Annotated in this window: 9 protein-coding genes and 1 rRNA gene; 3 read left to right on the plus strand and 7 right to left on the minus strand. The window is 58.1% G+C overall.

The features are described from left to right. Positions 1-177: 177 nt before the first annotated feature. On the plus strand, positions 178-780 hold the full coding sequence (locus JHD62_RS00980; protein WP_233160490.1) for a flavin reductase family protein: 603 nt from the start codon (positions 178-180) through the stop codon (positions 778-780). A gap of 59 nt (positions 781-839) precedes the next feature. Here the strand turns inward: JHD62_RS00980 and JHD62_RS00985 are convergent, their stop codons facing one another. The 6 genes from JHD62_RS00985 to JHD62_RS01010 form a co-directional block, all read right to left on the minus strand. Next, positions 840-1,760: a VirK/YbjX family protein gene (locus JHD62_RS00985; protein ID WP_199101396.1), complete on the minus strand. Its 921-nt coding sequence runs from the start codon at positions 1,758-1,760 to the stop codon at positions 840-842. A gap of 105 nt (positions 1,761-1,865) precedes the next feature. Further along, positions 1,866-2,117: a PhaM family polyhydroxyalkanoate granule multifunctional regulatory protein gene (locus tag JHD62_RS00990; protein ID WP_199101397.1), complete on the minus strand. Its 252-nt coding sequence runs from the start codon at positions 2,115-2,117 to the stop codon at positions 1,866-1,868. 76 nt (positions 2,118-2,193) lie between these two features. After that, positions 2,194-4,479: an NADP-dependent malic enzyme gene (locus JHD62_RS00995; RefSeq protein ID WP_045847196.1), complete on the minus strand. Its 2,286-nt coding sequence runs from the start codon at positions 4,477-4,479 to the stop codon at positions 2,194-2,196. A gap of 151 nt (positions 4,480-4,630) precedes the next feature. Next, complete coding sequence (locus tag JHD62_RS01000) at positions 4,631-5,959, minus strand: TRAP transporter large permease (protein WP_199101398.1); 1,329 nt, start codon at positions 5,957-5,959, stop codon at positions 4,631-4,633. Then, entirely contained in the window at positions 5,959-6,552 is a 594-nt protein-coding gene (locus JHD62_RS01005; protein ID WP_045847198.1) for a TRAP transporter small permease, read from the minus strand. The genes JHD62_RS01000 and JHD62_RS01005 overlap by 1 nt, the downstream gene beginning before the upstream one ends. Positions 6,553-6,617: 65 nt before the next feature. After that, entirely contained in the window at positions 6,618-7,622 is a 1,005-nt protein-coding gene (locus JHD62_RS01010) for a TRAP transporter substrate-binding protein (RefSeq protein ID WP_199101399.1), read from the minus strand. A 167-nt stretch (positions 7,623-7,789) separates the two neighbouring features. On the opposite strand from JHD62_RS01010, the gene JHD62_RS01015 reads away from it, so the two are divergent. Next, complete coding sequence (locus JHD62_RS01015) at positions 7,790-10,069, plus strand: PAS domain-containing sensor histidine kinase (protein WP_199101400.1); 2,280 nt, start codon at positions 7,790-7,792, stop codon at positions 10,067-10,069. A 53-nt stretch (positions 10,070-10,122) separates the two neighbouring features. Here JHD62_RS01015 and nadB read toward each other — a convergent pair whose 3' ends face one another. After that, on the minus strand, positions 10,123-11,703 hold the full coding sequence (gene nadB / locus JHD62_RS01020) for an L-aspartate oxidase (protein ID WP_199101401.1): 1,581 nt from the start codon (positions 11,701-11,703) through the stop codon (positions 10,123-10,125). A 503-nt stretch (positions 11,704-12,206) separates the two neighbouring features. Between nadB and JHD62_RS01025 the strand changes: the two genes are divergently transcribed. Next, positions 12,207-13,135 (plus strand): 16S ribosomal RNA (locus JHD62_RS01025); the annotation flags it as partial.

Raw genomic sequence — 13,135 nt, forward strand, 5'->3', positions numbered from 1 at the left:
CAGCGCGGAATCTGCACCATGCGTGCGGCAAGATAAATCGCATGCCAGTGGCAGCATGCTCGCTGCCGTGGGCTGGCTGTTTGTTGCGACTGTCACCAGCCTGTCATTCCTCCTTTTCTTGTGCTGCGTCGCAGCATTAGAATGGTGGCATCAGGAATCAGCCAAACGGTGAGCAAGATGGATTGTGATGTCAGAGAGCTGGATGGTACCAGCCTGTACAAATTACTGACTGGCAGTGTGCTGCCGCGTCCCATTGCCTGGCTCAGCACGCAGGATTTGCTGGGTGTGGCCAACCTGGCACCGTTTTCCTTTTTTACCGTTGCCGGACTCAATCCGCCGATGCTGGCCGTGACCATACTCAAGAAGCCGGATGGCAGCGACAAGGACAGCCTGGCCAATATCCGCGCGACCGGCGAATTCGTGGTGAATATTGTCAGCCAGGAGCTGGTCGAGGAAATGAACCAGTCCTGTGCCGCCTATCCGGCGGAAGTGGACGAGTTTGACCTGGCCGGCCTCGCCAAGGTGCGCAGCAAGCAGGTGAAGGCACCCGGCGTGGCGCGCTCACCGGTGCGCTATGAGTGTGTGCTGCATAGCTGCCTCGACCTTGGGTACGGGGCGGGTGGCAGCACGCTGGTGCTGGGTGAAGTCCGCCATGTGCATGTGGCGGATGCGGTGTATCAGGATGGCCGGATTGATGTACAGGCACTGCACCCCATTGGCAAACTGGCGGGGGATGCCTATACCCTGGTGCATGCGGATTTCTCGCTGGCACGGCCTTGACTGCTGCTGAGATATAAATGAAAAAAAGCACCTGTCCGGTGCTTTTTGCTTGGCAAGGCTTAACGCAAGACGTGGCTGATTTTTTCTGCCATCTCGTCCAGCAAGGCATAGCGACGGTTGTATTCGCTGCGTTTTTTACTGGCAATTTCCTCCATTGGCTTGCGCGGGATGGGGAAGGGGATGCGGAAGTATTCGGTGTTGATTTTCTCGGCACCGATATCCAGCCAGAAGCTGTCGTAATCAGCCTGGAATTCACGCCGGTAGCGCCAGGAGCTGTAAATGTGGCTGTCCTTGCACACGGCCAGCACTTGCTGGCAGCCCATTTCACGGGCAATGACGGTCAATGCTTCCAGTACCAGCCGCTTGGGAAACAGACCGTGACAAGCCTTGGTGGCGGTGCGGATGCACTCATGGCCAAATTCCTTGCGCGGGCCTTGCAAGCCGCCAATCAGTGCCACCGGCCGCCCCTGGTACTGGCACAGGGTAAAGGTGAGGGTAGCCAGTGCCACCTGTTGGCCATCGACAAACTGCAGCGACAGCTCGCCTTCCTTGTCGAAGTAATGGTTATGTCCCATCACCCAGCTGAAACTGCTTTCATCCTTGCCGGTAACGCTGGCAAGGCAGATATTGTCCAGCGACAGCAACTGGCTGCGCACGGCTGGCGGCAGTTGCAGTACCCGGCCATAGTGCTGTTGCAGCATCTGTACCTTGGCGGCATTGCCCAGCCCACGGTGCAAATAGGGGCGATGCAGCTTTTGCGAAAGTCGCGGAGCCAGCTTCAGGTAGTCCAGCAGCATGGGCTGGCTGCTGAGGAAGCCCAGCCAGCGGTAGCTGCTGGATAGTGACAGCAAGCTGCGCAGTACCAGCTTGATACGGTTCTTGCGTTCATCCAGATAGTCGCGCTGGGAAAATCCGCCACTCGCCAGCTGGCCTAGCAGCCGGACAGGGTGTGGTCGGGACGCTGATTCGATTGTTTTCACGCAGGGTTCTTCTAAAAGCGTTCGTGCACGGAAATGCATTATGGTTTATCCGGGTGTCGGCGTCTTTGGCCGGCTTGTCCCGTCGTCGTTACCGTTTGTGACGGTTTATTTTTTTTCGTCGCGCGGTTTGAGGGCAGACAGGGCTGCACGCTGCATTTCCAGCGTTTTCATCTGCATGGACAGCATGCCCAGATTCATGGTCAGCCAGCCTTCCACTACCCGCAGCTCTGCCAGTTTACGGTCGATTTCCTCCTCGCTCATCGGCGGGAGAAAGGGCTGGGCGCTGACAGGAGTGGCAGTTTGCCAGAACTGGCGGAACATGGCGAATGGGTCGTTCGGGTTGAAATCGGCGCTCATGACGTTATCTCCTGGTCAGAAATAGAAAACGGGCAAGACTGGCTTGCCCGTTCAGTATAAGACCAAAGACGACAGCTTAGCTGTTGTTGGCTGCTACCTGCGCATCCACGGCAGCCAGGGCCACCATGTTGACAATGCGGCGTACCGAGGAGATCGGGGTCAGGATGTGTACCGGCTTGCTCATGCCCATCAGGATGGGGCCGATGGTCACACCGTCGGATGCCGAAACACGCAGCAGGTTGTAGCTGATGTTGGCAGCTTCAACGTTCGGCATGATCAGCAGGTTGGCCGAGCCCTTCAGCGTGGTTTCCGGCATGGCCTGGGTGCGGATGGCTTCCACCAGGGCGGCGTCACCCTGCATTTCGCCATCGATTTCCAGGTCAGGCTGGGCCTCGCGGATCAGTTCCAGTGCGGAACGCATCTTGTCGGCGGATTCACCGTTGATGGTGCCGAAGCTGGAGTTGGACAGCAGGGCGGCCTTCGGTGCAATACCGAAACGCTTCATCGCTTCGGACGCCATCTTGGTGATACCGGCCAGTTGTACTGCATCCGGCTTGGCATTCACGTAGGTGTCGGTGATGAAGATGTTGCCGGTCGGCAGGATCAGTGCGTTCATGGCACCGGCCACCTTGTCGGCATTGTCGTAGCCCAGCACGGTTTCCACGATGTCGAAATGCTGACGGTAAGTGCCATAGGTTCCGCAAATCATCGCGTCTGCATCACCGCGGCGAACCATCAGCGCGCCAATCAGCGTGGTGTTGCCGATCACACGGCGACGGGCCTGCTCCTGGGAAACGCCCTTGCGCTTCATCAGGTTGTAGTAGTCCTTCCAGTATTCGGCAAAGCGCGGGTCGGATTCGTTGTTGACCAGTTCGAAATCCTTGCCCGGTTCCAGCTTCAGGCCCAGTTTTTCGATACGCTTTTCGATCACGCTCGGACGGCCGATCAGGATGGGGCGGGCGAGGCCTGCCAGCACGATTTCCTGGGTGGCGTGCAGTACGCGCTCGTCTTCACCTTCGGTCAGGACAACGCGCTTGCTTTCCTTCTTGGCCTGGGCAAACACCGGTTTCATGAACAGGTTGGTCTTGTACACGAACTGGGTGAGCTGGTCGGCGTAGGCGTCGAAATCCTGGATCGGGCGGGTGGCCACGCCGGAATCCATGGCAGCCTTGGCTACGGCCGGGGCAATCTTGACGATCAGGCGCGGGTCGAAGGGCTTCGGAATGACGTATTCCGGGCCAAAGGACAGCTCCTGGTCGCCGTAAGCGGAGGCAACGACGTCAGACTGTTCGGCCATGGCCAGGTCGGCAATGGCGCGGACGGTAGCCAGCTTCATTTCTTCATTGATGGTGGTGGCACCCACGTCGAGCGCGCCACGGAAGATGAAGGGGAAGCACAGTACGTTGTTCACCTGGTTCGGGTAGTCGGAACGACCGGTACCGATGATGGCATCCGGACGGACTTCCTTCACCAGCGGCGGCAGGATTTCCGGTTCCGGGTTGGCCATGGCCAGAATCACCGGGTGAGCGGCCATGCTCTTGACCATTTCCTGGGATACCAGGCGCGGGCCGGACAGACCCATGAAGATGTCGGCGCCAACCATGGCGTCTGCCAGTTTGCGCCAGCCGTTGTCGGCAATGGCGTAACGCAGCTTGGATTCGTCCAGCTTTTCGTCACGGCCGTGGTAGATCACGCCCTTGGAATCGCAGACGGTGATGTTCTCACGCTTCACGCCCAGCGCTACCAGGAGGTCCAGGCAGGCGATGGCGGCAGCGCCGGCACCGGAGGCCACCACGCGGACATTGGCGATGTCCTTGTTGACCAGGCGCAGTGAGTTCAGTACAGCGGCAGCGGCCACGATGGCGGTGCCGTGCTGGTCGTCATGGAAGACCGGAATGCCCATGCGTTCGCGGCACTTCTTCTCGATGTAGAAGCACTCGGGGGCCTTGATGTCTTCCAGGTTGATGCCGCCGAAAGTCGGCTCCATCGCACAGATCATGTCCACCAGCTTGTCCGGGTCGTTCTCGTTCAGTTCGATGTCGAAAACGTCGATGCCGGCAAACTTCTTGAACAGCACACCCTTGCCTTCCATCACCGGCTTGCCGGCCAGCGGGCCGATGTTGCCCAGGCCCAGTACGGCGGTACCGTTGGTGATGACAGCTACCAGATTACCGCGTGCGGTGTACTTGTAGGCATTGAGCGGGTCTTCCACGATGGCGTCACACGGGGCGGCCACACCGGGGGAGTAGGCAAGGGCGAGGTCACGCTGGGTAGCCAGCGGTTTGGTCGGGGACACCTGGATCTTGCCGGGCTGAGGAAACTGGTGGAAATCGAGTGCGGCTTGGCGCAGTTGCTCGTCCATTCGTGAACTCCTGGGTGGTTTCTTATGGTCGTTTTGAATAATTTAGCTGAATATTATAAGGGCTAACCCTCTATCGGGGCTATGGTCCTGTCAGACAAAGTACGCGGCACGAGGTTTTCACCTCTGCCGCGTACTTTGTCCTGTCCTGCTATTACTGCATCATACCTAACATTCGGGGCAGCCACAGTGATATACCGGGCAGATAGGTCACGGCAACCAGGAAGCCCAGCATGGTGAGCAGCCACGGCCACACGGCCACGGTCAGTTCGGTAATGCCCATCTTGGTGATGCCGGAGGCCACATACAGGTTAAGCCCCACCGGCGGATGGCACATGCCCACTTCCATGTTCACTGCAATCAGAATGCCGAAGTGTACCGGATTCACCCCCAGTTTGACTGCCACCGGGTACAGGATGGGTGCCATGATCAGCACAATGGCCGATGGGTCCATGAAGTTACCGGCTGCCAGCAACAGGATGTTGGTGAGCAAGAGGAAGGCCACCACACCCAGACCCTGTGCGGTCATCCAGGCGGCCATCGCTTGCGGAATCTGCTCGGACGCCATCAGGAAGGAGAACAGCACGGCATTGGTGATGATGTACAGCAGCATCGAGCTCATCGACGCGGCATTGATCAGCACGCGCGGTACATCCTTCAGGCCCATGTCCTTGTAGACGAACACGGCAATGATGAAGGCGTAGACGGCAGCCATGGCAGCAGCTTCGGTCGGGGTGAAGATGCCGCTGTAAATACCGCCAATCACCAGTACGATCAGCAACAGGCCCCACACGCATTCGCGGAAGGCTTGCAGACGCTCGCCCCAGCTGGCGCGCGGCAGGCGCGGGTAGTCAAACTTCTTGGCACGGTACCAGGTGGTCAGGCCCAGCAAGACCGACAGGCAGAGGCCGGGCAACACACCCGCCATGAATAGCTGACCGACCGAAGCGGTGGACACGCTCATGCCGTCCGGGCCGGTCACGTCCATGCCGGCGGTGGCGATGGAATACATCACCAGGTTGATGGACGGCGGGAACAGAATGCCCAGCGCGCCGGATGTGGTGATCACCCCGGCACCAAAGCGCTGCGGGTAGCCCTGCTTCACCATGGCCGGCAGGATGATGGAACCCACGGCCACCACGGTGGCAACGGAAGAACCGGTAATGGCGGCAAACAGTGCGCAGGACACCACGCCAGCCAGACCCAAACCACCATACCAGTGGCCTACCAGGGTGGTGGCAAAGCGGATCATCCGTTTGGCCACACCGCCGTGCATCAGGAAGTTGCCCGCCAGAATGAAGAATGGAATCGCCATGATTTCGAACTTCTCGATACCGGTGAACAGCTTGAGCGCCACTGATTCGATCGGAACCTGGGTCATGGTGAACAGGAAGGTCAGTACCGTCAGACCCAGCGAGATGGAGATCGGCATGCCGGTCAGCATGAGGGTAAGCAGCAGACCGAAAATGATGAGGGTGGTCATTAGTGCTTGCCTCCGTGGTTCAGGTCGTGCGGGTGCAGGTTGTCCAGATCCTCGGCACCTTCTTCGATGCCATCAACATGGCCGTGGTCATGCTTGGGCAGGCTGCCGGTCTTGATGAAGTTCCAGGCTACTTGCAGGAAGCGGAAGCACATCAGGGTAGAGCCGCAGGGAATGGCCAGATAAACCAGCCACATCGGGGCTTCCAGATCGGGCGATGTCTGGTCGGTATGGGCGATTTCCCAGACAAAATTGCCGCCCAGCACGGCAATGACGCCGGTGAACAGTGCGCCGGACAAGAGGCCGAAGATGATGAACTTGGCACGGGTCTTGTCAGACAGGCGGTTGATCAACACGTCCACACCCACGTGGATGCCGGTCCGTACGCCATAGGCAGCGCCGAACTTGGCCATCCATACAAACAGGTAGATGGTGAGTTCCTGGGCCCACGCCATATTGATATGGGCTAGATAGGGTTGCAGGGTTTCGATGCCCGAACCGTAGCGGTGCAGTACCGCCACGAAGGTGATGAGGGTTGCACTTCCCATCAACAGGGCAATCATCCACTCCTCCAGATGGTCGAGGAATTTCAGCATGATTGTTCTCTTTTCGCAAAAAGAGCGTGGGTGCAATACTGCACGCACGCTCGATTCAGGGCTGATCAGTTGTTGGGGTTGAAACCGGTTTCTTTGTAAATGGCCTTCAGCAGGTCCGGACCGATACGGCTGGCCATCTTGGCATGAACCGGCAGCATGGCCTTCTTAAAGGCATTGCGCTCTGCCACGGTGGGGGTGTAAACCTGCGTTTTGCCAGAAGCCTTGATGGCGGCCAGTGCGCGGTCGTTTTCTTTCTTGGCGATGTCATTGGCGTACTTGGATGCATCGGTCATGGCGCTGTCCAGTTCGCTGCGGATATCAGCCGGCAGACCGTCCCAGAACTTCTTGTTGACGATGACGGCATAGCCGAGGAAACCGTGCTGGGTCAGGGTCAGTTGCTTCTGTACCTCATAGGCCTTGCTGGTGTACAGGTTGGAAGCTTCCAGCTCGGTGCCGTCCACCACGCCGGTTTGCAGTGCCTGATACACTTCCGAGAAGGCCATTACCTGCGGCAGTGCACCTACCGAACGCATTTCTTCTTCCAGCACCTTGGAGGACTGGATACGGATCTTCATGCCCTTCAGGTCGGCCGGGGTGCGGATCGGCTTGTTGGCCGAGAAGTTCTTGAAGCCGTTATCCCAGTAAGCCAGGCCCTTGATGCCCTTGCTTTCCAGCTTGCCCAGCAATTGCTTGCCGATGGCACCGTGCATCACCTTGTTCACTTCGTCGTAGTTGTCGAACACATACGGCAAATCGAATACTTCGAATTCCTTCACGCCCAGCGGGCCAAACTTGGCCAGCGACGGGGCGAGCATCTGAACCGCGCCCAGTTGCAGGGCTTCCAGTTCTTCCTTGTCCTTATAAAGCTGGCTGTTGGGATAAACCTGTACCTTGACCTTGCCATGGGTACGTTCTTCCGCCAGCTTTTTGAAGTATTCGGCAGCCTTGCCCTTGGGGGTGTCCGGCGATACCACGTGGCTGAACTTGATGACGATTTCACCAGCGGCCTGGGCCATGCCGGCTACACCAAAAGAAGATCCGATCAGCAGTGCAGCAATCTTCAGTTTCATACGTCTCTCCGTTTGCATTTCTGTTAGCGTTGAATGTTTTTGCTTTGTCATTACAGCCCTTGTCTGCGGGCTGTTAATACCGTGTAAAGTAGAAGGCGCGCCAACAACATGCCATTGGGGACTTCATCATTGGGGTTTTCCCTAACTCATTTATGCACGTCATTGATATGCTCGCCCGTCGCCGTTCCCCCCGCCTGCTGTGGCTGGGAACCTCGCTTACCCTGATTGCCCTGGTGCTGGCCCTGGGTGGTCTGTTCTATCTGGTGTATCGCGACTGGGTGGATGAGCAGCGGGACAATCTCATTCAGGAAGTGCTCTGGCTGGAGCAGTCGATGCGCCTGCATATGGAGGGCCAGCAAGAGTGGGCGGAAGGGGTGGCGGCGGATATCGCCAATGGCAGACTGAGCCCGGAACGCTTCATTTCCAATGCTGCGTTTTTCATGCGCGAAAGCCCGGAAGTATTGCTGGTGCAGCAAATCGACGCCCAAGCCATGTTGCAGCGCGACCAGCACGGGCAGGTTGCACCGGGGCGGGTGCTGCATGGTGACGAATACGACGCGGTGTGGCGTGCCATGCGCTTGCGCCGTGCATCTTATGGCCAGCCCTACCGCAGGCCGGATGGCAAATACCGCTTTGATCTGGCCGTGCCCATCATTGCCAATGAAAAAGTACTGGGTAGCATCCGGCTGGTGTATCAGTTCGATCAGCTGCTGCACCGTCAGGTGCCGTGGTGGATTGCCTCCAAGAACTACATCAGTTTTGTCGATGTGGGGGGGCGAACACTGGCCAGCAAGTTCGACCCGTCAGAACATCCCGGCAATATCTCGCACCAGACCAGTTTCGATCCGCCCGGTTTCGGCGTTTACCTGCGCGCGGTCAGCTACCGTTCCGGCCTGGGGCTGACTCTGCCGGTGCTCACCGGCTTGATTACCCTGCTGGCAGCAGCCTTGCTGTATTCCATCTGGCGCATCCGTCGCCACATGCGCGAACGCTCGCGCGCCGAGCAGGCACTTTCCACCGAAGTGGCCTTGCGTCAGGCGATTGAAGACTGCATGAAAAGCGGCCTGGTGGCCATCAGCCTGCAAGGTGAAATCCTGCGGGTGAACCGGGCATTCTGTGAAATGCTGGGTTATGCGCCGGAACAGCTGGTGGGACAGCGGCCGCCGCATGTGTTCTGGCCAGCCAGCGATCATCAGCAGATGCGCGCTGCCATGGATGCGGTGCGGCAAGGCATGCAGCCGGAGCAGGGCTTCGAGTTGCGTTTTGCCTGCCAGAATGGCGATTTTATTGAAGTACGCCTCTATGCCACCCCACTGATCGAGCGTGACGGCAGCCACCGTGGCTGGATTGCCGCGCTGTTTGACATTACCGAACGCAAGCGCCAGCGTTTGGCGCTCAATGCCTCGCACCAGCGTTTTCTGACCGTGCTGAACGGCATGCAGGCCGGGGTGTGCGTGGTCAGTCAGGACAGCGGCCAGCTGCTTTATGGCAACCCTACTTTTGCGTATCTGTGGCTGGCGGAAGAGCCTGACGCACCATGCTGTCTGTTGTTACCGGGCTTGCGTGCCGATCCGGAACATGACGATCTGGCCAGTGAGTTCACCCTGCAGGATGGCAAACAGTGGTTCCAGATGCAGCGGCGCAGGCTGGAGTGGGTCAACGGGGAGTCCGCCTGGCTGGTGATCCTGACCGATGTCACCGAAGAGCGTGAGCGCGAAGGGCGGGCGCAGGCGCAGCAGGAACGCTTCCAGACCACCTCGCGGCTGATTGCCATGGGCGAAATGGCCTCCAGTCTGGCGCACGAGCTGAACCAGCCGCTGACTGCCATTTCCACTTATTCGGCCGGGCTGGCCCGACGCTTGCCGGACACGCTGGAGTTACCCAACGGGGTGCGAGATGCGGTGTCTGCCATCAGCCAGCAGGCGCAGCGGGCGGGTCAGATCATCAAGAGCATCCGCGCCTTTGTGAAAAAGCACGAACCACAGCTGGAAACGGTAGATCCGGCCCGCGTGGTGGCGCGTGCTGCTGGTCTGGCCGAGATGATGGCCTTCAAGGCCGGGGTTCAGTTGCTGATCGAGCAGGATGACACAGTCTGCCGATTGGACATGGACCCGGTGCTAATTGAACAGGTATTGCTCAATCTGATGAAGAACGCCATTGAAGCCATGGTGGAAGCCCAGACGCGACGCCCGCACATCATCGTGCGCACTGCTGTCGGTGCTGCTTTCTGGCGGGTGGAGGTGGCCGATAACGGACCGGGGCTGGCCGATAACATCAAGAACGAGCTGTTTACCCCGTTTTATTCCACCAAGCCGGATGGCATGGGGATCGGTTTGAATATCTGCCGCTCCATTGTCGAGTTCCATCGCGGCGAATTCAGCGTCAGCACCGGGGTGAGCGGTGGCTGTGTGTTCTGGTTTACCCTGCCTTTGCGTCGCGATACCTGAGCAGCATGAAAAACGGCACCCGTCGGGTGCCGTTTCGGAATAGCGCTGTGCGCTCAGCGCAGCGGCGGCTCCAGCACGGTTTCCTGCGTCTCCGGCAGTGTGTCCGGGTAGTCGCGGCTATAGTGCAAACCACGGCTTTCCTTGCGCAGCAGGGCCGAACGCACGATCAGCTCGGCAGTCTGCACCAGATTGCGCAGCTCGATCAGATCGTTGGTGACGTGGAAGTTGCTGTAGTACTCGTTGATTTCCTCGGACAGCAGGCGAATCCGGCTCAGCGCCCGCATCAGGCGCTTGTTGGTGCGCACAATGCCCACATAGTCCCACATGGCACGACGCAGCTCGTCCCAGTTGTGCGATATCACCACTTCCTCGTCGGTATCCGTCACCTGGCTGTCATCCCAGGCCGGAATCGGCGGCAAGGTGATGACCGGCTCTGCCAGAATGTCCTCTGCCGCAGCCTTGCCAATCACCAGACACTCCAGCAAGGAGTTGCTGGCCAGACGGTTGGCACCGTGCAGGCCGGTGCAAGCCACTTCGCCCACGGCATACAACGCGTCCACATCGGTATGGCCGGTGAGGTCGGTCACCAGACCACCGCAGGTAAAGTGCACGGCCGGTACTACCGGGATCGGCTCCTGGGTGATGTCGATGCCCAGTTCCAGGCAGTGCGCGTAGATATTGGGGAAGTGCTCTTTGATGAAGTTGGCCGGCTTGTAGGAAATATCCAGATAAACACAATCCAGACCATGCTTCTTCATTTCGAAGTCAATCGCGCGCGCCACCACGTCGCGCGGCGCCAGTTCGCCACGCGGGTCGTGATTCGGCATGAAACGGGTGCCGTCCGGCAGCTTCAGAATGCCGCCCTCACCACGCACCGCTTCGGAAATCAGGAAAGACTTGGTGTGCGGATGGTATAGGCAGGTAGGGTGGAACTGGATGAATTCCATGTTTCCCACCCGGCAGCCGGCACGCCAGCCCATGGCAATGCCATCGCCTGTCGCCGTATCCGGGTTAGTGGTGTACAGATAAACCTTGCCCGCACCACCGGAGGCCAGAATGGTGTGCTGCGCCGCAATGGTCACCACCTGATCCAGCGTCTTGTCCAGTGCATACACGCCATAACAGCGCTTGCCTTCCAGCCCCAGCTTGCGGGAGGTGATCAGGTCGATGGCCAGGAAATCTTCCAGCACGGTAATGTTCGGATGAGCCTTGATCTTCTGACCCAGGGTGGACGTCACCGCTGCACCGGTTGCATCCGCAGCATGAATGATGCGGCGATGGCTGTGGCCGCCCTCACGGGTCAGGTGATAACCCGTCTTGTGGGTATCATCGCGGGTAAAAGGCACACCCAGCGCAATCAACCAGTCAATTGCTTCCTTGGAGTGCTCCACAATAAAGCGGGTGGCTTCTTCATTACACAAACCTGCACCGGCAATCAGGGTGTCGCGGATATGCTCTTCAACAGAGTCTTCCGTATCCAGCACCGCGGCGATGCCGCCCTGGGCATAAGTCGAACTGCCTTCCAGCAGATCACGTTTGGTAATCAGGCCAACTTTGCGAGTGGCAGCCAGATGCAAGGCCAGGGTCATGCCGGCCAGACCGCTACCGATAATCAATACATCAAACTTGAGCATGGCAGATGCCGCCGTCAGGCGGACTAGGGCAGTTTGCAGAAGGCTAAAGAGTAGCAGAAGCGCTGCAGTGCGGCATCAGCATTATCTTGTCGCCATATAGATAGATTGCAGCGCGAATGTGGCCGGATGAGCCACCACAGATCATGCTTGCGGCAGTCAGTACCGGGACGGCAAATACGGGGCGCAATGCTTGATATAAAACCCGAATTTCATAAAGTATTACCGTTCAGTGACTTAGCGCGCAGCGGGATGGAATTTTGGCAAAACCTGCAGATTTCTTCGCACAAAGTGTTGACGAGGGTGGGTCAGGGCGGTATAGTTCGCCTCCTCAGCAGACAACGCAGCGACGGAAACGAAACGCAGCGACCTGCACCGCTCTTTAAAAAACAGAATAACCGATAGGTGTGAGTGCTTGGCGAAAGCCAAATACTTGCACTGCAAGAATTCAAGAAATACTTGTTATTTTCTTTGATCTTGCGTGCCAGAAAATTTGCTATGAGATTGAACTGAAGAGTTTGATCCTGGCTCAGATTGAACGCTGGCGGCATGCTTTACACATGCAAGTCGAACGGTAACAGGGAGCTTGCTCCGCTGACGAGTGGCGAACGGGTGAGTAATGCGTCGGAACGTGCCGAGTAGTGGGGGATAACTATCCGAAAGGATAGCTAATACCGCATACGCTTTGAGAAGGAAAGCAGGGGATCTTAGGACCTTGCGCTATTCGAGCGGCCGACGTCTGATTAGCTAGTTGGTGAGGTAAAGGCTCACCAAGGCATCGATCAGTAGCGGGTCTGAGAGGATGATCCGCCACACTGGGACTGAGACACGGCCCAGACTCCTACGGGAGGCAGCAGTGGGGAATTTTGGACAATGGGCGCAAGCCTGATCCAGCCATGCCGCGTGTCTGAAGAAGGCCTTCGGGTTGTAAAGGACTTTTGTCAGGGAGGAAATCCCTAGCGCTAATATCGCTGGGGGATGACAGTACCTGAAGAATAAGCACCGGCTAACTACGTGCCAGCAGCCGCGGTAATACGTAGGGTGCAAGCGTTAATCGGAATTACTGGGCGTAAAGCGTGCGCAGGCGGTTGTGTAAGTCTGATGTGAAAGCCCCGGGCTTAACCTGGGAACTGCATTGGAGACTGCACAGCTAGAGTGCGTCAGAGGGGGGTAGAATTCCGCGTGTAGCAGTGAAATGCGTAGAGATGCGGAGGAATACCGATGGCGAAGGCAGCCCCCTGGGATGACACTGACGCTCATGCACGAAAGCGTGGGGAGCAAACAGGATTAGATACCCTGGTAGTCCACGCCCTAAACGATGTCAACTAGCTGTTGGGGGTTTGAATCCTTGGTAGCGTAGCTAACGCGAGAAGTTGACCGCCTGGGGAGTACGGCCGCAAGGTTAAAACTCAAAGGAATTGACGGGGACCCGCAC

Source organism: Aquitalea sp. ASV11, from assembly GCF_016429185.1.
Lineage (GTDB): Bacteria > Pseudomonadota > Gammaproteobacteria > Burkholderiales > Chromobacteriaceae > Aquitalea > Aquitalea pelogenes.

Coding starts and splice junctions, on each gene's coding strand:
- JHD62_RS01010 (WP_199101399.1), bottom strand. CDS start 7,622: ATGAAACTGAAGATTGCTGCACTGCTGATCGGATCTTCTTTTGGTGTA.
- JHD62_RS00990 (WP_199101397.1), bottom strand. CDS start 2,117: ATGAGCGCCGATTTCAACCCGAACGACCCATTCGCCATGTTCCGCCAG.
- JHD62_RS00980 (WP_233160490.1), top strand. CDS start 178: ATGGATTGTGATGTCAGAGAGCTGGATGGTACCAGCCTGTACAAATTA.
- JHD62_RS01000 (WP_199101398.1), bottom strand. CDS start 5,959: ATGACCACCCTCATCATTTTCGGTCTGCTGCTTACCCTCATGCTGACC.
- JHD62_RS00995 (WP_045847196.1), bottom strand. CDS start 4,479: ATGGACGAGCAACTGCGCCAAGCCGCACTCGATTTCCACCAGTTTCCT.
- nadB (WP_199101401.1), bottom strand. CDS start 11,703: ATGCTCAAGTTTGATGTATTGATTATCGGTAGCGGTCTGGCCGGCATG.
- JHD62_RS01015 (WP_199101400.1), top strand. CDS start 7,790: ATGCTCGCCCGTCGCCGTTCCCCCCGCCTGCTGTGGCTGGGAACCTCG.
- JHD62_RS01005 (WP_045847198.1), bottom strand. CDS start 6,552: ATGCTGAAATTCCTCGACCATCTGGAGGAGTGGATGATTGCCCTGTTG.